Raw genomic sequence first — 20,149 nt, 5'->3', positions numbered from 1 at the left:
GGCCCTCACGGTCGGCGACGCTGAACTCGCGGCCCGGCTCCGGGGCGACCCGGACCAGGGCGTCCACGCCGTGCGCCGGCGAGGATGCGATCACGATCAGTGTCCCCTCGCTGACATCTCGGCATTGTCGCCCGTCCGGACCGCGTATCCCATCCGCCGAGCGGGCGACCACTATGGATGGGGACGCCGGTCATGAGTGCTGGCTCTTGCCGGCGATCATGTCGACGAGGGTGTCGGTGAGGTCTTCGGCCGGAGACACCTCCCCACTTCGGGTCGGTGAGCTGGCCGCCGGCCTCCAGGCCGGCAATCCCGTTCGCGCTGCTGATCAGCAGGGCTGCGTATCGGCGGGCATCCTGCTCGCCGACCAGGTCGGCGACGACGGTCAGGAACTCGGTCTGGCTTCGCTGGGCGGCACGGGCGAGTGCTGTGGGGTCGCCGGGCGGGTTGCTGAACAGAGCTTGTAGAGGTGTGGCTGAAAGCGGCCGATGTCGATGACGACCTCCGACCTCCGCAAGCACTACCCAGCCGAGAACCGCCGCCGCACGACCGCGACACATACCGACTGACCCGGCCCCCGACCACGCACGACAGTGATGACGGTGATCCCGTAGCTGAGACACCAGGGTGACCGCGCCGCCTCAGCGGTGTCCGCGGAGGCGGCACGGTCGCCGATACTCGAGCCGCGACGACTACAACCGATCGAGGCTGAGAGACCGTCGATCGGAAGGGCTCGGCGTTGCGATACCGTCATGGCGCCCACACCGGCGTCGAGTAGTCCGCGTCCGTCGGCTGTCGACGGCCCGCAGGGCGCCCCACCGATCCAGGGAGATACCGATGCCGGAGCCTGAGCCCGTCCAGGACGACCACGCAGCGGATGCCGAATCCTCAACCGCGGCCGAGACCGAGACCGAGACCGAGACCGAGACCGAGACTGACCAGCCTGCCGTTCACGCAAATCGGGCTGCCCGGCGCGCGAAGGGCAAGGTCGCCTCGCCTCAACCATATGGAAAGGGTCAGCACATCGGCGGCCGGGGCTCGGTCCAGAGCCCGCGCCAGTGGGGTAACCGCCGAACCGGCTGATCCGTTGGTAGAGCCGGTTGTGCCGTACCCATCAACGTGGCTGACGAGCTCCAACTTGACGACGGACTCGTCGACCTTCCGCTTGAGCGCCTTGCCGTGTAGGCGCTCGCGGCGTCGCCGGGCTAACCCTGCTGCATGCTTGGCGCAGGGGCGATCGGGGTCGCGCATCCGTGGCCGCTGTCCCTGCCGGCGAGCTGGTCCGGCCAACTCGACCGGCCCGAGCCGCTGCGGTACGTCTAGGTGGGATAGCGCAGTGGTGGCGGAGACCGGCGTCGGCACCGCGTATGAGCACCATCGGTGGCGGCATCGGGGTGCGGTTCAGCAACGGTGGTACGAGCGGGCGGGCGGTCGCATTCTGCCCTGCCGTCTGAATTGCTATGCGTGTTGCCGTCTGGCCAGGTAGCTTCAGAACCTTCGGCTGCCGCGCGCCGCCGGAGTCCCCGAAGGTGCATCTCCATGAGGCAATCCACGCCCGCCCGGCGTCGACTCGATGCCACCCTGGCCCAACTCACCATCACCTTCCGCGGCATGGCCGCCCACCCCGACGACACCAACTGCGAGTGCCACTGGGGCAGCGCCGAGGACCTTGCCCTGCTCAAGACCGCGGACGTCGAGTTGGACCCGGATCTGCTGCGCCGCACCTACTCGGCCAGCGACTGGGACTTCCCCGCTGCCATGCTGCGCCGGATCCTGCCCCAGCTCGCTCGTTCTCTGGTCGACGGTGAGGTGATGCGTCTGGACAGCATGGATCAGGCGGGGAGGATGTTCGCACTCGGCCGTTGGCAGCAGTGGCCCGCCGAGCAGTCGCGGGCGGTCCGGGATTTCCTGGACGCCTGGTGGTTCGTCGCGCTCACCGAGCAGGACGCCGAGGTTCCGGCGTACTCGGTGCTGACCATGCTCGTGGAAGCCGCCGGCGGGCTCGACCGCTGGCTTCGTGCCTGGGCAACGGCGACCAGTCCGGTGGCGCACCAACGGCTCGCCGAGGCGTTCGGCAGATGGGAGTACGACCTGCTCCGCGACGATCTGCCGTGGCAAACCTGGTGGTGGACGGACGACGAGGAGGAGGTCCTTCGCGCGGAGTCGACCGGGTGGCTGCTCCAGCACGCCCCGACCCGGCTGCGGATGATCGGCGCCGACCCGGACCTGCTGGACCGGATCAGGCTGCTCGGCCTTGCCTGCCCAGCCCGATGGGACGACCCGCACTGGCCGGACCAGGCCTACTGACCGGGCCGCCGCCCACAGTCAGCCCAGCCGGGCGGCCTCTCCCGGGATCTGATCGAAGGCGACGGCGCAACCGCAACTCAACGCCCTGACCGTGGCGGCGCAAGGCGCTACTCCCGTGGCCTGTTCCCACACTGGGCGCTTTTCAGCTGTGTGGGCGGGGTTCGCGAGCCGACAGGTCCGGTCACGGCCGTAGTCAGGTCATCGGCTGCGGCGGTGAGCAGGGCGATCGCTGATCCTAGAGGTCCGTGATCGATGTCCGCTCGGTCCAGAGAGGACGGCAGGTGCTCTCCGGCCGCTTTGTGATAGCGGTGCTGGCCGCGTTGGCGTTCTACCGGGTTCCGGTGATCCGGGCGGTGACGACGGTGGGGTCGGCTCCCGACCGTATGGCGGGCCGGTAGCGGGTCGGTTCGGCGTCGTACTCGGCGGCCGGGCCTTCGGGGTGCTGCCGACGTCACAGAATATTGCGATCTACAGGATTCGATCGATTCGAGTCGGGAACTTCGATACGGACCGCGCGCCGGGCGCCACCAGTAGGCGCCCGGCGTCACGACCGACCGAGAGGTGAATCCATGACCTTCCCCGCCAGGCTCGTCGGGGCCGCACTTGTTGGAACGCTCGCTGCCGGTGCGTCGGCACTGGCCGCGGCCTCCACGGCCAGTGCACAGGCCGAGCCCTGCGTTCAGCGCATCACCGTGGTGAACAATGCCGCGTTCGTGATGTCCTTCAGCGTCGCGGCAAGCAATGGTCTGGAGACGTCGAACACCGACACCTACCCGATCAATCAGTCGCGGACGGTCGATCTCACCACCACCGCGCTGCCGGTCGGCTCCGACGTCCGGCCAGTGGTGGACGCGGTGGCCGGAGCGCAGCGTACGCCAAGCAGTTTCGTGTCGTACTGCGAGAACGGGCAGACCGCGACGTACTCGGTGACCGGGACGACGTACGACTACTCGGTCACGCTGATCGGCTGACCGACGCGCCGACCGTTCGGGGCGTCCGCCATCGCGGCGGACGCCCCGCGTTCGTCCCTGCCGACGCGCTGACCAGTAAGCCGCGTGCGACGACGCCGACCGGCCGCTCCCCGCCGCCGAGGCGGTCACCACCCACACCTAGCTCATGAAGAAAATCATGGCCGCGAGGCTTGTTCCCATGGCCAGGTGCTCCCAACGGAGCAGGTCCGTGATCGGTCGATAACGCAGCTGGACGACTGCGGTCGCCATCCAGCAGAGGTAAGCCGCCGTGGCGGCGCGTAACAACACGAGCGCCGCATCATGGACGGTGACGGTGTCGTGGTCCGTCCGGGGCCCGGCGGCCATGTGGTGGGTAGCCATCGACTCACCGTGTTGATGTAGCAGCACGGCGAGCGCCATGAGCACGGCCCCGGCCATACGGTGCCGCTCCACCTCCGGGCCGCGCTCGGTCGGACCGCCGACGACGATTGCCACCGCCAAGACCAGCAGCAGCAGCGTGCCCGCGTACTGCACAACCGGTGTGGCGTCGAGGGTCACCGCGACCATGACAGCCACCATCGCACCCGCAAGCGTTCGGGCTCCGCGGGAAGCGCCCGCCCGCGGTACGACGCAGCAGCAGGCTGACACCGCGGCCGACCCGAGCATGATCACCTCGATCATCAGGACGTTATCGCGGTGCGACGCCGGGGCGTGACCATTGCGCGGTGGGGCGGCCGTTGAGACGCCACGGGTGCCCGCTGACCCGCGGCCAGCCTTCAGGCGAGTTTTCCCAGTTCTCTTGCCGGCCGTACACCGTGAGGTCCAGGGCGTGGTAGGTGGTCATCAACGCCTCCACGCCCCGCCCGGTGGTCCAGTAGGTCTCGTAGACGTAGTCGCCGTCGCGCAGGTAGCACGCGATGAACCCGAAGTCACGACCGTCGGCCAGAGCCGGGTCGGAGTCTTTCGCCGAATACCAGGGGAACCGGTAGCCCATGAACTCCGCGAACGGGGCACTTTCGTCGTAGGGACCCTGGCAGAACACGGCGTAGGTGACGTCCCGAGCGTGCAGGTAGTCCAGCATCTGCATGTGACAGGTCGAGAAGGTGCACCCCTCACACTGATGCTCGTACGGATTGCCGTCGTGCCACATGTGGAAGTAGGCGATGAGCATCCGGCGACCCTCGAACACCTCCGCCAGCGGGGTGTCCCCGCCAGGGCCCCGCACCGTCACCGTCGGCATCAAGGTCATCGGCAGCTGACGACGAGCGGCTGCGATCGCGTCTCCTTCGCGGGTATGGGCCTTCTCCCGGACCAGCAGTTCGTCGCGCTCACGCAGCCAGGTCTCCCGGTCGACGACCGGGGGCGCGGTGGCGCTGGGCGCGGGGGTTGCCGTCATGGCTATCTCCTTCGTGGAGTGGGGATCGGTCACAGGTACAGACGACCGAGTCGGCGATCGTCATCGGTCACCGATGACGGATGGGGTCCGCGGTCGTCAGTACGGTGGTGAGGACCAGTCACCCCCGGGGAGATCACATGTCCGACTCGCCTGACGAGCAGGCGGTCTGGTTGCAGCGCGCCTTCGACGAGCACCGGCGTGAGCTACACGTGCACTGCTACCGCCTCGCCGGGAACGTCACCGACGCGGACGACCTGGTGCAGGAGACCTTCCTGCGTGCCTGGCGGGCTCGCGACCGCTTCGAGGGTCGCGCGTCGGCGCGCACTTGGTTCTACCGGATCGCCACGAACGTCTTCCTCGACAGCCGCAAGGCGGCCGGTCGCCGGACGGTACCGTACGGTGACCCGCTGGAGTGGTCCACCGAGCTCGGTCCCTATCCCGACGCCCTGCTGGCCGACGATCCGCAGACCGGTCTCGCCGCCCGGGAAACCGTCGAGCTGGCCGTGATCGCAGCGCTCATGTACCTGCCGCCGCGGCAGCGGGCGGCCTTCGTCCTGCGCGACGTCCACGGCTGGACGCCGCAGGAGATCGCCGCCGCGCTCGACACCGCCGTAGCGGCCGTCAACAGCCTCCTCCAGCGGGCCCGCCACACCCTCCGACGGCAAGCGCCGTCGGACCCGAAGGACTGGCGCCGCCCGCAGCTCACCAGTGAGGACGAAGAGATCCTGCGCCGCTACGCCAACGCGAAGGAACCGGAGACGATCCGGGCACTACTCGCCGAGGACGTACGGATCACGATGCCGCCCGAGCCGCCGGTCGTCGGGATCGACGCGGCCGCGGAGTTCCTCGGCCGACCGCTCGACTGGCGTACGTTCCCCGCCTCGGCCAACGGGCGCCCGGCATTGATCAACTATCTCCGCCGGCCCGGCAGCCCGCACTACGAGGCGTTGGTCGTCGACGTACTCCGGATCGAGAACGGGAAGATCGTGGAGAGCAACGCCTTCATCGGTGCCCGTCACGTCGCCGCCTTCAGCATGCCCGCCACACTCGAGCCCTAGACAAGGGTGTCTCGCGTCAGGTGATCGGGCCTGCACTGGGGTAGTGGCATGGCGAGGACGAAGGCGGTCGTCATACCGACGCCACGCCCAACGCCGAAACCAAGTGACGTCGGAGTACTAGCCCCGAGGAAGCGCGGTGATGGCCACGACGGCGCTGTTGACGACAATGGCCGTCACGGTACGGGTCACGGCTGCCCCCGCGGCGTCGGCGCCCCAGTTGCCCTGCTCGAGTTCCTTGGCTCGGCTGATCACCGGTGACGTCCACGGAATCTCGCGGTGAAACTGCGGGAGTGTTCCGCTCGCCGAGAGCAGCGCCGCGAGCGCGGCGACCCGGGCTTGCGGCTCCGCGCCGTCCACGAGGACCCGTCGAACGTCGGCGAGCAGGCGGGACCGACGTTCGGTTCTGCCCTCGCGCAGGGCCGTCGTCCGGAACAGGCCAAGCACCTTACGCGGCTCCTGGTCGATGTCGCTCCGCGCGATGAGCCGCTCCAGAACCGGCCCCCGCAGCGGGGGACCGATCGCGGCCAGTGCCGTCTGCACCCCTCGGGGTTTCTCGGCGAGGTAGTCCCACGCCGGGCGCAGGAGGCCATCCGACGGCGGGTGACCCGCCACGCTGCTGACCCGCCCCCGGTCCGACGGGGTCAGGTGACCGCCGAGGGCGAGGTCGGCGAGGACGGCTCCGCCGAGGACGTAGAAGAGGGTGTTCTCCCCGGCGATGGTCCCGGATACGGGTTGGAACAGGAGCAGGAGGAGATCCTCGACGAGAGTCGGGGCGTCCGACCGGGGTTCGGTGGTCATCGGCGGGGCTCCCAGCGGAAGAGTCGGGTAGCGAGGGTGACGGCGACAGCGACCCAGGCCAGCGTGGGCGCCAGCAGGAGCAGGGAGTCGATCACGGCGACGCCGCCGTTCCAGGCGTTCATCGTCAACTCGGTGGCCGCTCCGCCGGGCAGAAGCCGCTTGAGCCAGGCGAGGTTCTCGGTGCCGGAGATGCCGACCCAGCTGGCCACGGCGATCACACCGAGGGTAACGGGCAGGGTGGTGACCTGGGCGTGTTCGGGGGAGTTCGTCAGCCCGGTCGTGGCCAGCGCCAACCCGATCATCATGGCCACGGTCGCGAGAACCGCCACCACCAGCAGGGCGACGTTGTCCGGCCCGCCGGCGACCACGGCCAGGGCGGTCAGGATCGCTGTCACCTGCACCACGGTGAGCAGGAGCACGGGCAGCAGCAGGCCGGCGAGGATGCCGGCGTCGCCTTCGGCGGTGGAGCGCAGCCGCTTGAGGAAGAGATTCTGACGCCGGGAGGCCAGTGTGGTGACGGCCGTGGCGTAGAGCCCGAACGCGGCCACGGTGAACATCACGATCGCGGCGATGTAGCCGAGGCTCCCGATGGCGGCGTAGGTCTCGTGCTGACGGACGAAAAACGCGGACACCGCCGCCGGGATGATGAGGCTGGTGATCAGGACCAGCCGGTTGCGGAAGATCTGGATCAGTTCGCTGGACGCGATGGACAACACGGTGATGGGCCTCTCGGAAGAACGAATCAACTGTTGATGGCGCGGAACACGTCGTCGAGCCGGGTCGGTCCCGCCGCCAGGTCGCGCAGTTCCACGGCATGGTCCTGCGCCCAGCCGAGCAGGAGGTGCAGGTCCTTCTGCAGTTGGAAGGACTCGACAGTGACCTTCCCGTCGGCGTCGACGGCCGCCGGCAGCGGTAGCGGCGGAACCGGCGCGGCAAGGGAGAAGCGGATCACGCCGGGGAGGGTGCGCGTCAGCTCGGAGACGGTGCCCTCGCGGTGGAGGGTCCCCTCGTGCATGAGCCCGATCCGGTCGGCGCGCTGCTGGGCCTCCTCCAGGTAGTGCGTGGTGAGCACGATGGTGGAACCGTTTTCCCGCAGCCGGTCCACTGTCGCCCAGACGGCGTCGCGGGACTGGATGTCGAGGCCGGTGGTCGGCTCGTCCAGGAAGATCAGCTCCGGGGTGCCGTAGACCGCGGTCGCGAAGTCCAACCGCCGCTTCTCCCCGCCGGACAACTGGGACACTTTGCGTCCGGCGCGACCGGTGAGGTCGACCACGTCGAGCACCCGATCGACGTCGTCGGCGCGCCGGGTGAGCCCGCCAATCAGGCCGACGGACTCACGGACGGTGAGGTCGGGCGAGAATCCGCTCTCCTGGAGCATCACGCCCATCCGGGGGCGTACCGCCCGGCGGTCGTCGGGCCTGTGCCCGAAGACGCGTACCGTGCCAGAGGTCGGCTTCCGGTGTCCCTCGACCACCTCCAGGGTCGAGGTCTTCCCGGCTCCGTTGGTGCCCAGCAGTGCGTAGAGCTCTCCGGACCGTACCTCGAAGGAGAGGTCCTTCACGGCGTGGAAGTCGCCGTAGGTGAGGTTCAGCCGTTCGGCTTCGATGACGGGTGTAGTGGACATGCACCAATGACAGCGCGGACACGGCCGACCCGTCAGTGGCGTCATGTCATCGCCGCATGTGACGTGGTGTCACTGGTCGTGGCACCTGGCTGCCCGATACTGGTGTGGTGACCGCAAGATCGCCGCGCTTCACCGAGTCGACGCAGGGAAGACTGCGACGGCTCAACCTCGCCACGTCCCTACCGCCGGTCTTGGTCGCCGCGGTGGTCCTGGTCTACACCGACGCGGACACCTGGTGGCACCTTGTCGTCCTGGCGCCGGGGGCCGTGGCGGGCTTGGTGGCCTTCGAGCGGTGGACGGCCAACGACCTGGCTCGGGTGGCGCTGCCGTGCCTGGTCGTGGCGGGAGCGGTGTGGCCACTGGGGGTCCTGGTGACCGGCAGCCCCAACGCCTACTGGGGGTTCTGCGCTGTGGGCTCGCTCGCCATGCGCGAGGTTCGGCGGCACCGGAAGCTGGCAGCGGCAGGGCTCTTCACCTACGTCGCCGCCGTCGGCACGGCGCGGCTGCTGGTGCAGAGGGACGACATCGGTCACGTCCTGGTCACCTACGTTCTCATCCCGACCGTCCTCACCATCGTCGTGACGGTCTTCACGATCGTGGGCGAGCGTTTCTACGAACTCATCCAGGAGCTCGAACAGACCCGCGAGAGGGAAGCGGAACTCGCGGTGATCCGCGAACGCGTGCGCTTCGCCAGCGACCTGCACGACATCCAGGGCCACACCCTGCACGTGGTCAAGCTGAAGATCGCCCTGGCGCAGCGACTGCTGCTCCGCGACACCGAGCGGGCGGAGAAGGAGCTGCGGGAGACGTACGCGCTGGTCAGCGACACCATCGCGCAGACCAAGGAACTGGCTTACGCCCAACGCCGGCTCAACCTCACCGCGGAGATCGAGAACGCGAAGAACCTGTTCGAGGCCGCCGGCATCCGGGTCCGGGTGACCCGGGAGGCCGAGGTCGACGCCCGCGCCAGCGAACTGCTCGGGCAGGTGCTGCGCGAGACGACCACAAACATCCTGCGGCACGCGCAGGCCACCCAGGTGCAAATCACGCTCTCCGAGTCGAGCATCACCGTCGTCAACGACGGCGTGACCGCCACCTCGCCCCCCGAGCTGAGAGGACTGGCGGCACTCCGGCAACGGGTGGCGGGCGACGGAGGAGAGCTGACCGTGGAACAGCAGCAGGGACGCTTCCGGACGGCGGCGACGTTCCCCGCCGTGCGCGCCGGCGCGGAAAGGAGTGACGGCCGATGACCACCATCGTGCTCGCCGACGACGAGGCGCTGCTGCGTACGGCCCTGGCCGCGCTGCTGCCGATGGAGGGCGACATCACCCTCGCCGAGGCGCAGGACGGCCGGACGGCCGTCGAGGCCACCCTGCGGCACCGGCCCGACGTGCTGGTCATCGACCTGGAGATGCCGGGCGTGGACGGTCTGGGCGCGGTCGCCGAGATCCGGCGCACGCGCCCGGGGCAGGTGGTTCTCATGCTGACCCGGCACGCCCGTCCCGGCGTGTTGCGCCAGGCGTTGAAGCTCGGTGTTCAGGGCTTCGTCAGCAAGTCCGCCGAACCGACGCACATCTCGTCTGTCATCGCCACCCTGCATGCGGGCAAACGCTGGATCGACCCGGACGTGTCCGCGCTCGCCGTCACCGAGGACAACCCCCTCACCGACCGTGAGGCCGACGTCCTGCGGGTCACCGGCGAGGGCTACTCGGTCGCCGACATCGCCGCCCGGCTCCACCTCGCGCCGGGCACCGTCCGCAACTACCTCTCCAACGCGATGCGCAAGACCCAGACCCGGACCCGCCACGAAGCGGCCCGCTACGCCCGCGAACACAACTGGCTGTGACCAACGGGCGATCACCCCAGACCAGCACGGAATCCGTCAACGCCGGCTGAATCATCACGCGGTGCCGACGACATCCTCCCGGAACCCATCAGGCTCCTGATCCCGGATGTCCATCAAAGCGGGTCAGGCCCTCTGACCTTGCCGATCAAGCCGAGGTGGGGTGTGCTCGAATCCTTCGGCCGTCTTGAGGCCGTAGCCGAGGCCGCGATCGACGGCGATGTGGAACACCCAGGCAAGGGCCAGAACTCCGAGCCAACCGATCCGGCGGCCGAACCCGGCCGCGGCCACGGCTACCGCTCCCCGGCGAACGCGTGCTCTCGGCCCACCACCAGGGGAAGCTCTCCCGCGACGACGCGGTGCGGTATGTCCTGGGCGCGGTGCGCACACGCCCCGGTCGGTGCCGGCGCACCTTCGACCGACCGGGGCCATTCACGACCCGCAGCCGGTCGGATCGCCGCTACCGCCACCTGATGAGGTAGATGCCTTGCCCGGTGGTGGCGAAGTGCCCGTCCACCGGGTGCAATGTGGCGGAATGGTAGGTACCGGGATGACCGGGGTCGGGTCGCTGAAGCGCCATGTCGAGGACGTACCGGGCTGTGCGCCGGAACGCGACCGCGCTGCCGGCCATGAACAGGGTGTGAGCGTGCAGGCGTTGGTGGAACCTGTCCCTGTTGAAGGAACGCCGACGGGCTTGGCGATTGAGTTCGTGGACCTCGTCCCAGGCGGGAACGTCGTTCGGGTTCCAGGAGACGGTGTGCGGAGCCCCGGCTCCCAGGCGGTGGCGTAGCTGCTTCCACCGGTTCGGGGCGAACTGCGGGTCGTGGTGACTGAGTACCAGGTCGAGCTCACCGACGGTCTCGGTGGCGAGGGAGGGCTCCGGTGGCGGCTTGCCCCGTAGCGGCAGATGGATCAGTGTGCGGCGTGATCGGGCTGCCAGCATCCACAGGCCCGTGATGGTGAACGCGGCCTCGGCGTTGAGTTCCAGGACGAACCAGGGGTTGTTGTCGACCAGCACCGCGCCGGTCACCGGTTCGGCCGGGCGGACGACGCGGTACTGATCGGCGCCGAGCCGTCCCTGATGTACGCGGATCTTGAGGTTCATGCCGTGGCGAGCTGCGCGCGGGCGTGCATCAGCGCGAACCCGAGGAGGTTGCGGCCGCGCCATTGGGCCGGATCGTGGGCGCGTGGGTCCGTCGCGGAAAGCCCGATGCCCCAGACCCGATCCATCGGGCTGGCTTCCACCAGTACCCGATTGCCCGTGCGAGACAGGTACCGCCCGAGGTCAGGGTGCTGGCTGAACTTGGCCAGGTTGCCGGCGGCGACCAGGTCGAAGCTGTACGCATCCCAGGTGGCCTGGTCGAAGTCGCGGACCTGCCGGCCCAGGGCCTTGACCGCGCCCGGATGCGGCGCCGTGAGCATCTGCGCGGCGATCGCTTCGTCGCCGAACAGGCGAGCCTTGCCGATCATCATGTAGTGCTCGGCGGTGGCGTACCGGATCCCGTCCACGACGAACGGGGCCGGCCACCATTGGCTCAGGCAACCCGGTCCGACGCTGCCGTCCGGTTGGGGCTGGTGCCCCCAGAAGAACAGGTACTTGACCCGCCCGCCCGCAGCGGCGAGCGCCCGCAGCTCGGGCAGGCTGCGCGGCGAGGAGGTGGTGTCGGGCATGTTCGGCAGGGTGCCAGAACCGTACGGCCACGCGCCATCGGGTTTGCTCTGCCGGTCGCGGGGTCGCCGGCCGTCCTCCCGGGGTTGAGCCGGCCGAGAGCGGGCTTCCTGCCCTTCGATATGAGGCGTGCCGCCTCGGCCTTGCGACGAGCGGAGATTTTTGTTGCTGAGTCAAAAATTCGACGTTCATCTCTGGCGTTGGGAGTGGTCGTGCGTTCATGATGTTGGCGGTACGGCTGCCCGGAGATCCGCCCACCCTGTCGGATGACCTGCTCGACAGGGCCGGCGGGTCCCCGGGCGCGTCGCTTTCGACCGGGAGGTAGTCATGACACCGACGGGACCACGCAGGCCAGCCCTGCTCCGGTCCGGCATCGCGGCCGCAGCAACCGTGCTGGCTCTTGCCGCGAGCACCGTGTCCGCGACGGCCGCCCCAGCCGAAGGTGACATCCTCGCCGCGGGCGGCCCGACCGCCGTGGCCGGCTCCTACATCGTCGTGTTGCGGGACTCCGCCGTCAAAGCCACCGCTGTGGACACCACCGCCCGTGACCTCACCAAACAGCAGGGCGGCGGCGTAGGCCCCGTCTTCCGGCACGCCCTGCGCGGCTTCGAGGCCCGACTCTCCGAGCGCGGTGCCCGCCGCCTCGCCGCCCATCCGGCCGTCGCCTCCGTGACGCAGAACCACACGGTGTCCGTGGCAGAGGTGCAGAGCCCGACACCGTCCTGGGGCCTGGACCGGATCGACCAGCGCGCGTTGCCGTTGGACAACTCGTTCACCTACCCCCGCGTGTCACCGGGCGTGCGGGCGTACGTCATCGACTCCGGGATCAACCTGACCCACACCGAGTTCGCCGGGCGGGCGGTGTCCGGCTGGGACTTCATCGACAACGACGCCGACGCCACCGACTGCATGGGGCACGGCACCCACGTCGCCGGCACGGTCGGCGGCACCACCTACGGGGTGGCCAAGAACGTCCAACTGGTGGCCGTACGCGTCTTCAACTGCGACGGCCGCGGCACCACCTCGAATGTTCTCGCCGGGGTCGACTGGGTGACCGGCGACCATGACCCCGGGCAGTTGGCCGTGGCGAACATGAGCCTCGGCGGCCCGCCGTACGCGCCAATGGTCGACGCCGTGCGACGGTCGATCGCAGACGGCGTCACCTACGTGGTGGCCGCCGGCAACGAGGACGGCGACGACGCGTGTTCCTACACCCCGGCCTCCGTCCCGGAGGCGATCACCGTCGCCGCCACCGACGCCACCGACACCCGCGCATCGTTTTCCAACATCGGTACGTGCGTGGACCTGTTCGCGCCGGGCGCCGACATCACCTCGGCCTACACCGGCAGCAACACCGCAACCCGCACCGCCTCCGGAACCTCGATGGCCACCCCGCACGTCACCGGCGCGGCGGCATTGATCCTGGCCGACAACCCCACCTACACCCCGGCGCAGGTGACCCAGGCACTCCTGGCCGACACCACCCCCGGCGTGGTGACAAATCCGGGCGTCGGCTCGCCGAACCGGCTGCTCCACGTCAGCGCCAGCACCCCGGCCAACGACTTCGCGCTGACCGCCACCCCCGCCAGCGGCACCGTCACCGCCGGCGGCACCATCTCCACCACCATCACCGCGACCGTCACAAACGGCGCGACCCAACCGGTCTCCCTGGTGGCCCGCGGCCTACCAGACGGCGCCACCGCCACGTTCCAGCCCGCGAGCGTCGCTTCCAACGGCAGCACCACCCTGACCATCAACACGGCGTCGACAACCATGGCCGGCGACTACACCATCACAGTGATCGGCACCGGAACGGGTGCGACACGTGCGACGGCATTCCAGCTACACGTCAACGACCCGGCCGGCTGCGTCGGCTCGAACGGCACCGACACGGCGATCACCCAGGGCGATAGCCCGCTGGTCCCCATCACGATCACCGACTGTCCCGGCGCCGCCGCTCGCAACAGCACCATCGAGCTGCACATCGACCATTCCGGCATCGGTGACCTCGACATCCGGCTGCTCTCACCCGACGGCACCTGGTATTACCTGCTGGACCGCACCGGCGGCGACAGCGACGACATCGACTACACCTTCACCCACGACCTGTCGTCCGAGACCGCGAACGGCACCTGGATGCTGTGGCTCAACGACCTCCTGCACTCGGGCACCGGGTTCCTCGACTCGTGGCGGATCAACCTCGCGGGCGCCGACCTGCCGGCACCAGCATGTGGTGGCCGCACCAGCACCAACCTACGGATACCGGCCGCCGGCACTGTCGAATCGTCAATCAGCGTGGCCGACTGCGGCCTGGCGCCGTCGACCAAGAGCTACATCGAGCCCAACATCCGTCACCAGTACGGCCGAGACCTTCGAGTCTCCCTCGTCGCGCCGGACGGGCAGGCGATCCTGCTCAAGGATGCCTACGTGGGGTCGTACCGGGCAAACGTCCGCGAAACCTTCATCACCGATCTGTCGAGCAAGCCCACAGCTGGCACCTGGAAACTGCGGGTCGAGAACGTCGCCGACTACGAAGGCGTGTTCGAAGGCTGGAAGCTGACCCTCGATGGCGGCACCACGCCACCGCCCACCACGCCGCCTCCCCCCACCACACCACCGCCCACCACGCCGCCTCCGACGACGCCACCGCCCACCACGCCACCGCCCACCACGCCACCGCCCACCACGCCACCGCCCACCACCCCGCCTCCGACCACCCCGCCCCCCGGTGGGAGCCCTGCCTGCACCGCCGTCTACTCCGTGCAGGACCAGTGGAACGGTGGGTTCGTCGCCAACGTCAGCGTCACGGCAGGAGCGACCCCGCTCACCGGCTGGCGGGTCACCCTCAACCTGCCGGGCGGTGCCTCGGTCACCTCGCTCTGGAACGGTGTCAACAGTGGCACCAGCGGGACCATCACCGTCGCCAACCAGAGCTACAACGGACGGCTGGCCGCAGGCCAGACCACCAGTTTCGGATTCCAGGGCACCGGAAACGGCAACGGCACGACCGCCACCTGCACCGGAAGCTCGAACTAAGAGCGACCGGCAATAGGTAGGGCGTCTGGACGGAGGAAGCAAGCAGGCACGGGTCCATTGATCATCGGAGTTCTCTACGCTTCGTGACCGATGGAGTCCCGTGCCTGCCTATAAGGGCGCCGTCGACGACGGTGATCTGGTCGAGCCGCCGCCGAAGCACCGCCACCAGAGCCAGCAGCGGGTCCGAGGGTGCCGATGATTCTGTCCGCCGCCGGGTGCAACACCTCGAACAGTGGGCCCACCCCTGGAAGACCGTCGATATCACCTGCACCGCATCTCCAACCACAATGGACGCACAAGCGAGTTACGAGACATCCCTTAGCCGCGCGCACACGTGTTATGCGAGAGCGGTGACTGTCGGCCAAGCTGCGGAACTCCTCGTCGGGCAGTCGTAGACCGTCCAGCCTTCCCGGACGGGGACAAGGTGGAGCTCCTTGCTGGACGAACGACCTTTGTCCCCGTCCGCAAAGGCTGGTAGCCATCGTGGTGCATCGTGGACCCCGGCGACTGGGGCCTAAAGTTCAATGACTTCCTGCTGACCCAGTTCATGGAGCTGGTCGTGCACACCGACGACATGGCGGTCAGCCTCGGCTTGTCGACGCTACCGATGCCGAAGACAGCGACTAAAGCGACAATCCAGCTGCTGAGCAGCCTCGCGGCCTGGCGACACGGATCCTTGAACGTGATTCGGCCGCTAGCTCGGCAAGAACGAGCTCCCAGCTCCATCTCCGCCCTCTAAGGGACGTCTCGTAACTCGGTGGTCAGTCCATAGTGGATCATGTCGAGGTGCAGGTGATCTCGGCGGCTCGCCCGGAGTGGATCTTCCCGTTCACCGGGCTGCAGCCCGCCCAGTTCCGCAGGCTGGTGCGGCTGGTCGCCGAACGTGGCGGGGACGCGATCGCTGACGGTCGGCCGGGCCGGCAGTGGTCGCTCGACCTTTCCGACCGGGTACTGCTGGTGGCCGCGTACTGGCGCACCAACCTGACCATGCGGCAGATGGGCCCGCTGTTCGGGGTGTCGCACTCCGCCGCCCACCGGGTCATCGACACCCTCGGCCCGCTGCTCGCTCTGTCGCCGGGACGCCGGCGTCGGGTCGACCAGATCACCATCGTCGACGGCACTCTCATCCCGACCCGGGACCACCGGCTGGCCGCCCCGAGCAAGAACTACCGCTACAGCACCAATCTGCAGGTCGCCATCGACGCCCACACCCGCCTTGTCGTCGCCCTCGGCGACCCGCAACCCGGCAACCGGAACGACACCATCGTCTACCGCACCTCCGGCATCGACCAGAAGCTGGCCGGACGGCCAGTCATGGCCGACGGCGCCTACCGCGGCAACCCCGACGTGATCATCCCGTACCGCAAACCCGCCGACGGCAGCGAGTTACCCGAGTGGAAACAAGAGCTGAACAAGCAGCACCGCACCGTCCGCGCGCAGGTCGAACACGCCCTGGCCCGCATGAAGTGCTTCAAGATCCTGCGCGACTACCGCCGCGCCGCCCACACATTGACCGACACCGCCTCCGGCATCGCCCACCTGCACAACATCATCCTCGCGGGGTGACACCAGCAGCGTTGCCGGGCAACGCCTTCACGGAGTTACGAGACGTCCTTTAGAGCGACAACTCCAGGCAGGACAGCGGGAATGAGTCCCATGAAGCCGATGATCAGAAGGACCCGCTGGGCTATGAGGTACTGCCCGTGCGCATAGGCGACCGTCGCCCACATGGCTAGCACGCCGACAATCAACAACCACACCAGCATGAGTTCGTCGAGCGGGTACGGCAGGTCCTGCCCCCGCGCATCGTTCAACTGTTCTAGTACCCCAACAGCCGCTAACGCCGACACCCCGGAGAAACCAGTCAGTGCAATCGTGAAGACACCACGTGAGGTACCGACCGGCACTTCAAGGCTCCTTGATCCGTTGTACTCAGGTCATGCGTCGTCATGCGCCAGATACTGCTCGCCCCAATGCGACAGGGGCTGCAGTGCGGCGATCAACTCTTCGCCCGCGGTGGTCAGGGTGTAGGTGATCTGCACCGGCGTGCTGGGGATTACCGTGCGCTCGATGAGGCCGCGGGCCTGCAGGTCTTTGAGTCGGACGGTGAGTTGAGGGTCGGAGATGCCACTTACCAGCGCGCGGTACTCCTTGAATCGGCGAGCTCCGCGGACTGCCGCGATCAAGATCGGTCCGGTCCAGCGGACCCCGACGACATCGATCGCGCGCAGGACCAGGTGGCACCTATCCTCGTCGATCCGACCGTTGAAAGACTTGGTCACTCTCTCAGAGTAAGTAACTTGGGCCGGGTCGACAAACCTGCTGCGGGAACGGCCCAGCGTTGGCACCGCACCGTCGCTGCCCGGGTTGCGTCTCCGGGTGCGACAGCGCGGTGCCTGGCGGGTCGAACTACCGTCCGGTGTCAGGCCTCCAGCGGCCGGAGCCACTCGATCTCCACGTCCAGGTTCTCGAAGAACTGGCCGTGGTAGGTCTGCAGGGATGGATTCCGCATGTGGCGGAGCAGGTCCGCACCGCTTGACCACCGCTCGTAGAACGCATAGATGCCCGGCTGGTAGAGGTTGGCGTGGATCGTGTACTGCTCGCAACCCTCTTCCTCGCGTGCTGCGGACATCATCTCCTTGAACGCCTTCTGCATGTCGTCGTCGCTCTTGCCCGGCTTGAGCCGAGCCAGCGAGGAAATCGCGATCGGGCTGGTTGAGGCCAGTACCTCGGCCGGCACCAGGTCGTCGGGAAGGACTTGCTCGTTGCTGGCCATTCCGGTGGTCCTTTCGTGTCTTGTGTCTTCAGCCGGGACCGAGGCGATTACCGAATCCGAGATCGTTCGGCAATGGGCGACCTGCCCCAGACGCCAGAGAGCGGCTGCATCGGACGGCCAACTCCTCGGCCCTGTACCGAGTTTCGAGCGGCCGTTCGATCCTCGCAACACGCCCCCAAGTTGCTTACTTGGGGTAAGTAGCTGGGGCGCCTCCGGGTGAGCCCTCTAACGCGGAGCACCGCACGAACGCCCAGGATCGGCCGCCGTACGCCGGATGTTGACCGTGTCTCGGCTTCTGCCGTCGGTACGGGAGCGGCTGGCGCGGCTCGACGCCCGCCTGATCGGGGTGCGCATCCATCCGCCCGACACTCCAGTCCTCTCGTGTGGCCCAGTCGGATAACCGCGACGTACGTGCCTGCGCTCAGGCTGGCGGGAGCGTCGGCCTGCACTTAGCCGTTGAACGGCAGGACGTTGCGACAGTCCAACGCCGTGGGAAGACTGCGCTCCTGCCCGTGAGCGGGACCGATTGACGTCGACTACGGGGCGTGCCCCTGCTCAAACGCGTGAACGTGAAAGAAGACCTCAAACGACTCGCCAATGCAGTCGCGACCCGGTGGCCACAGACCCAGGCGCTCCGGCGGACCTGGATCACCAACGCCGGCTCGCCGTCGCCGGGGACGCGGGCCCCGAACCTCTGAAATCAGCTGACGAGCTCTGCCTCAAACCGGAGACTTGGCAAAGTATGTGGAAATGCCCTTAAGTCTGAAACTGTGGGCTTGGTGTTGACTCCCAATAGTCCAGACTCAAGGGCTCTTCCCGTCAACGAGCTAGCGGGGCAACACGGGATCTAGCAGTAAATCCCGGTGACAACCCACGTCTGGCTGTTGCTGAATTTCCGCCACTGGTGAGTGGATATTCCTCGCCTGTCGTATTGGACACCATTGCCATCGATGGTCACGTTGGTGACACAGTTGGCGGGGAGGCGAATCGCGTCGGTGTCGTAATACTTGGGGTACTCGTTTGAGCGGCGCCCCGGCTGGAGGGTGAAGGAAGCGGGGTGGATATATCCGTTCTGTCGATTCGCCGCCGGGACGCAGCTCGTCGGCAGGAACTCGCCGGTGTATGTGATGGTACCTGCGGCAGAGCACCAATTGTTGCTAATCATGATGCCGCGAGTGCTTGCGTTGGTGGCCTCTCCGCCGCAGCCAGGCGTGGAACATGTGCCCGCCTGCGCCGGGGCGGGAACCCCAACGATGGAAGCTGCAATAAAGGCCGCTGCAACGGCTGCCAGGGACTTTTTGCCTGACGAGAACTTTGCCAAGGTTACCCTCCTCGTGGAGAAATGTTGATTCGCCGCTGGAGGTCCAAATAGGTATGACATCGCCTCGATGCGTGAGCTATCGAGGCGATAGCAGGCCTTCGTTTCACTCCTTGTGCAATAGGTAATGAATCGACCCCCGTCGGCTGTGGACAGCGTACGCACGCGGCCCTGACTTAGCAAGGACTTAGGACTCCGGAAGGTCGCCACGTGGTCGCTTCAAGTGGATTCGAGCAGTCGGTCGGCCGATATTTCCCGCAGCTCCCAGTACTTACGAAAGGCGGCAAACGCTGCCCGTCGGGTCTCCAGTAGGCGGGCCGCGAGTAGCTTCTAGAGCGTGTTTGAGAAGTACGATCAGGCCTGAATGAAAGTGCGGAGGGCTTGGCGTCGGGCGGGTCGGCCTCCGGTAATGCCGCGATAGCGGCCCATCGATGATGGCTTCGGAGGCGTCGAGGTGACGTTCGTAGTCGCGGGCGAGTCGGCGGCAGGCGGTGAACCAGGCCAGAGTGCCCTCGACGACTCAGCAGCGGGGATGCACGGCGAAGCCGCACTGGTCCCCGGGCTTGCGGACGATCTCAAGGGTGGTGCACAGGACGGCGCGGGTTCAGTCGACCAAACGGCGCCGGTGAGGCCTTCGCGGCGAAGACGTGCCGGATCGAGGTGGCCATGTAGGCGCTCAGTAGGGCGGTATTCGCGCCGTCGCGGTCCTGCCAGCTCGCGGCGAGGACGGTCGCGGTGGCCAGCAGGCCCAAGGTGTCGGTGACGATGAACCGTTTGCGGTCGTTGACCTTCGTCCCGGCGTCGTAGCCCCGACTGTCTCGGCCGCCGGTGTCAGCGTCCTTCATGCTCTGCGCGTCGACGACCCCCGCTGACGGCTGCGGCTCGCGGTCCTGCTGCATCCGTGCCTTGACCCGCAGAGTGGTAAGAATCTTCTCTGTCACGCCGGAGTCTTCCCACCGGGTGAAGTACCAGTACACCGTCTGCCACGGTGGCAGGTCAGCGGGCATATACCGCCACGGACATCCGGATCGCACCACGTACAGGATGGCGTTGACGATTTCCCGCCGCGGGTGCTTCTCCCGCCGGCCGTACGTGTTGGGCTCGGGCAGCATCGGCTCGATCAGCGCCCACTGGGCATCGGTCAGATCGGACGGGTAGCCACGACGTGCAGGCACCGCGCCACCCTGCCCGCTGCGCCGGTGGAAGTCATGCCGCCACGCCGTCCACAACGGACAGCCGACATTCTCAAACACGCTTCACGCTTCACGCTTTGCTTTAACGGCTGCCGTCCATGCGCAGGCAGGGCCCCGGCAAAGTCGTCAGGTGATGCCGAGCAGTGCCAGTGGGCGGGTGCTGTCGCGGGCGTGATGTCGGTTG

At 67.8% G+C, this 20,149-nt stretch carries 21 protein-coding genes; 8 read left to right on the top strand and 13 right to left on the bottom strand.

Annotated features, from left to right (window positions below; genetic code table 11):
* The first annotated feature begins 236 nt into the window (after positions 1-236).
* The 3 genes from ACLQ23_RS31140 (at position 237) to ACLQ23_RS31130 (ending at position 3,275) form a co-directional block, all read left to right on the top strand.
* Positions 237-464 carry a hypothetical protein gene (locus tag ACLQ23_RS31140; RefSeq protein ID WP_355592086.1) on the top strand — a complete coding sequence of 76 codons (228 nt, stop codon included), beginning with the start codon at positions 237-239 and terminating at the stop codon, positions 462-464.
* 1,072 nt (positions 465-1,536) lie between these two features.
* A complete protein-coding gene (locus ACLQ23_RS31135) occupies positions 1,537-2,304 on the top strand; it encodes a hypothetical protein (RefSeq protein ID WP_425881490.1) in 768 nt (255 codons plus the stop codon).
* 569 nt (positions 2,305-2,873) lie between these two features.
* On the top strand, positions 2,874-3,275 hold the full coding sequence (locus ACLQ23_RS31130; RefSeq protein WP_355627594.1) for a hypothetical protein: 402 nt from the start codon (positions 2,874-2,876) through the stop codon (positions 3,273-3,275).
* A gap of 138 nt (positions 3,276-3,413) precedes the next feature.
* Here ACLQ23_RS31130 and ACLQ23_RS31125 read toward each other — a convergent pair whose 3' ends face one another.
* Positions 3,414-3,821 (bottom strand): hypothetical protein, encoded by a 408-nt coding sequence (locus ACLQ23_RS31125; protein WP_425881489.1) that lies wholly within the window; start codon positions 3,819-3,821, stop codon positions 3,414-3,416.
* Between the two features lie 121 nt (positions 3,822-3,942).
* Positions 3,943-4,650 carry a DUF899 family protein gene (locus ACLQ23_RS31120; RefSeq protein WP_425881488.1) on the bottom strand — a complete coding sequence of 236 codons (708 nt, stop codon included), beginning with the start codon at positions 4,648-4,650 and terminating at the stop codon, positions 3,943-3,945.
* Between the two features lie 137 nt (positions 4,651-4,787).
* Here ACLQ23_RS31120 and ACLQ23_RS31115 point away from each other — a divergent pair, with 137 nt between their 5' ends.
* Positions 4,788-5,708: an RNA polymerase subunit sigma-70 gene (locus ACLQ23_RS31115; RefSeq protein ID WP_355627602.1), complete on the top strand. Its 921-nt coding sequence runs from the start codon at positions 4,788-4,790 to the stop codon at positions 5,706-5,708.
* A 117-nt stretch (positions 5,709-5,825) separates the two neighbouring features.
* On the opposite strand, the gene ACLQ23_RS31110 is transcribed toward ACLQ23_RS31115, so the two are convergent.
* Genes ACLQ23_RS31110 through ACLQ23_RS31100 form a run of 3 tightly spaced genes read right to left on the bottom strand, consistent with a single transcriptional unit; the run spans position 5,826 to position 8,130 of the window.
* Positions 5,826-6,506, bottom strand: a complete 681-nt coding sequence (locus tag ACLQ23_RS31110) for a GOLPH3/VPS74 family protein (protein WP_425881487.1) — start codon at positions 6,504-6,506, stop codon at positions 5,826-5,828.
* Positions 6,503-7,222 (bottom strand): ABC transporter permease, encoded by a 720-nt coding sequence (locus ACLQ23_RS31105; protein WP_355592071.1) that lies wholly within the window; start codon positions 7,220-7,222, stop codon positions 6,503-6,505. Before ACLQ23_RS31105 ends, ACLQ23_RS31110 begins: the two co-directional genes overlap by 4 nt.
* Positions 7,223-7,248: 26 nt before the next feature.
* Positions 7,249-8,130 (bottom strand): ABC transporter ATP-binding protein, encoded by an 882-nt coding sequence (locus ACLQ23_RS31100; protein ID WP_425881486.1) that lies wholly within the window; start codon positions 8,128-8,130, stop codon positions 7,249-7,251.
* 107 nt (positions 8,131-8,237) lie between these two features.
* On the opposite strand from ACLQ23_RS31100, the gene ACLQ23_RS31095 reads away from it, so the two are divergent.
* Complete coding sequence (locus ACLQ23_RS31095) at positions 8,238-9,380, top strand: sensor histidine kinase (RefSeq protein WP_355592067.1); 1,143 nt, start codon at positions 8,238-8,240, stop codon at positions 9,378-9,380.
* Positions 9,377-9,976 carry a response regulator gene (locus tag ACLQ23_RS31090; protein ID WP_425881485.1) on the top strand — a complete coding sequence of 200 codons (600 nt, stop codon included), beginning with the start codon at positions 9,377-9,379 and terminating at the stop codon, positions 9,974-9,976. The genes ACLQ23_RS31095 and ACLQ23_RS31090 overlap by 4 nt, the downstream gene beginning before the upstream one ends.
* Positions 9,977-10,099: 123 nt before the next feature.
* Here the strand turns inward: ACLQ23_RS31090 and ACLQ23_RS31085 are convergent, their stop codons facing one another.
* Genes ACLQ23_RS31085 through ACLQ23_RS31075 form a run of 3 tightly spaced genes read right to left on the bottom strand, consistent with a single transcriptional unit; the run spans position 10,100 to position 11,644 of the window.
* Positions 10,100-10,405: a DUF4260 family protein gene (locus ACLQ23_RS31085; RefSeq protein WP_425881484.1), complete on the bottom strand. Its 306-nt coding sequence runs from the start codon at positions 10,403-10,405 to the stop codon at positions 10,100-10,102.
* Between the two features lie 28 nt (positions 10,406-10,433).
* Complete coding sequence (locus tag ACLQ23_RS31080) at positions 10,434-11,078, bottom strand: hypothetical protein (protein ID WP_355627609.1); 645 nt, start codon at positions 11,076-11,078, stop codon at positions 10,434-10,436.
* Positions 11,075-11,644, bottom strand: a complete 570-nt coding sequence (locus ACLQ23_RS31075; protein ID WP_355627612.1) for an NADAR family protein — start codon at positions 11,642-11,644, stop codon at positions 11,075-11,077. The genes ACLQ23_RS31080 and ACLQ23_RS31075 overlap by 4 nt, the downstream gene beginning before the upstream one ends.
* A 325-nt stretch (positions 11,645-11,969) precedes the next feature.
* Between ACLQ23_RS31075 and ACLQ23_RS31070 the strand changes: the two genes are divergently transcribed.
* The gene (locus tag ACLQ23_RS31070) at positions 11,970-14,678 is read left to right on the top strand and encodes a S8 family serine peptidase (protein WP_355627615.1); all 2,709 of its coding nucleotides are present in this window, start codon (positions 11,970-11,972) and stop codon (positions 14,676-14,678) included.
* Positions 14,679-15,464: 786 nt separating this feature from the next.
* Positions 15,465-16,244 (top strand): transposase family protein, encoded by a 780-nt coding sequence (locus tag ACLQ23_RS31065; RefSeq protein WP_355598617.1) that lies wholly within the window; start codon positions 15,465-15,467, stop codon positions 16,242-16,244.
* A 35-nt stretch (positions 16,245-16,279) separates the two neighbouring features.
* Here the strand turns inward: ACLQ23_RS31065 and ACLQ23_RS31060 are convergent, their stop codons facing one another.
* The 5 genes from ACLQ23_RS31060 to ACLQ23_RS31040 form a co-directional block, all read right to left on the bottom strand.
* Positions 16,280-16,585 (bottom strand): hypothetical protein, encoded by a 306-nt coding sequence (locus tag ACLQ23_RS31060; protein ID WP_425881483.1) that lies wholly within the window; start codon positions 16,583-16,585, stop codon positions 16,280-16,282.
* A 30-nt stretch (positions 16,586-16,615) separates the two neighbouring features.
* Positions 16,616-16,960 carry a winged helix-turn-helix transcriptional regulator gene (locus ACLQ23_RS31055; protein ID WP_425735304.1) on the bottom strand — a complete coding sequence of 115 codons (345 nt, stop codon included), beginning with the start codon at positions 16,958-16,960 and terminating at the stop codon, positions 16,616-16,618.
* Between the two features lie 140 nt (positions 16,961-17,100).
* Positions 17,101-17,454, bottom strand: a complete 354-nt coding sequence (locus ACLQ23_RS31050; protein WP_355627626.1) for a putative quinol monooxygenase — start codon at positions 17,452-17,454, stop codon at positions 17,101-17,103.
* Between the two features lie 847 nt (positions 17,455-18,301).
* Complete coding sequence (locus ACLQ23_RS31045; protein ID WP_355592055.1) at positions 18,302-18,775, bottom strand: hypothetical protein; 474 nt, start codon at positions 18,773-18,775, stop codon at positions 18,302-18,304.
* A 572-nt stretch (positions 18,776-19,347) separates the two neighbouring features.
* Positions 19,348-19,947: an IS5 family transposase gene (locus tag ACLQ23_RS31040; RefSeq protein WP_355592053.1), complete on the bottom strand. Its 600-nt coding sequence runs from the start codon at positions 19,945-19,947 to the stop codon at positions 19,348-19,350.
* Positions 19,948-20,149 lie beyond the last annotated feature (202 nt).

This window comes from Micromonospora sp. DT41, assembly GCF_049841715.1.
GTDB classification, from domain to species: Bacteria; Actinomycetota; Actinomycetes; order Mycobacteriales; family Micromonosporaceae; genus Micromonospora; species Micromonospora profundi.
The sequence above is the reverse complement of the archived record's forward strand: the minus strand, read 5'-3'. Positions and strand labels throughout refer to the sequence as shown.

Coding starts and splice junctions, on each gene's coding strand:
- ACLQ23_RS31090 (WP_425881485.1), top strand. CDS start 9,377: ATGACCACCATCGTGCTCGCCGACGACGAGGCGCTGCTGCGTACGGCC.
- ACLQ23_RS31115 (WP_355627602.1), top strand. CDS start 4,788: ATGTCCGACTCGCCTGACGAGCAGGCGGTCTGGTTGCAGCGCGCCTTC.
- ACLQ23_RS31120 (WP_425881488.1), bottom strand. CDS start 4,650: ATGACGGCAACCCCCGCGCCCAGCGCCACCGCGCCCCCGGTCGTCGAC.
- ACLQ23_RS31085 (WP_425881484.1), bottom strand. CDS start 10,405: ATGGCCCCGGTCGGTCGAAGGTGCGCCGGCACCGACCGGGGCGTGTGC.
- ACLQ23_RS31135 (WP_425881490.1), top strand. CDS start 1,537: ATGAGGCAATCCACGCCCGCCCGGCGTCGACTCGATGCCACCCTGGCC.
- ACLQ23_RS31110 (WP_425881487.1), bottom strand. CDS start 6,506: ATGACCACCGAACCCCGGTCGGACGCCCCGACTCTCGTCGAGGATCTC.
- ACLQ23_RS31075 (WP_355627612.1), bottom strand. CDS start 11,644: ATGCCCGACACCACCTCCTCGCCGCGCAGCCTGCCCGAGCTGCGGGCG.
- ACLQ23_RS31080 (WP_355627609.1), bottom strand. CDS start 11,078: ATGAACCTCAAGATCCGCGTACATCAGGGACGGCTCGGCGCCGATCAG.
- ACLQ23_RS31050 (WP_355627626.1), bottom strand. CDS start 17,454: ATGGCCAGCAACGAGCAAGTCCTTCCCGACGACCTGGTGCCGGCCGAG.
- ACLQ23_RS31070 (WP_355627615.1), top strand. CDS start 11,970: ATGACACCGACGGGACCACGCAGGCCAGCCCTGCTCCGGTCCGGCATC.
- ACLQ23_RS31130 (WP_355627594.1), top strand. CDS start 2,874: ATGACCTTCCCCGCCAGGCTCGTCGGGGCCGCACTTGTTGGAACGCTC.
- ACLQ23_RS31100 (WP_425881486.1), bottom strand. CDS start 8,130: ATGTCCACTACACCCGTCATCGAAGCCGAACGGCTGAACCTCACCTAC.
- ACLQ23_RS31125 (WP_425881489.1), bottom strand. CDS start 3,821: ATGGTCGCGGTGACCCTCGACGCCACACCGGTTGTGCAGTACGCGGGC.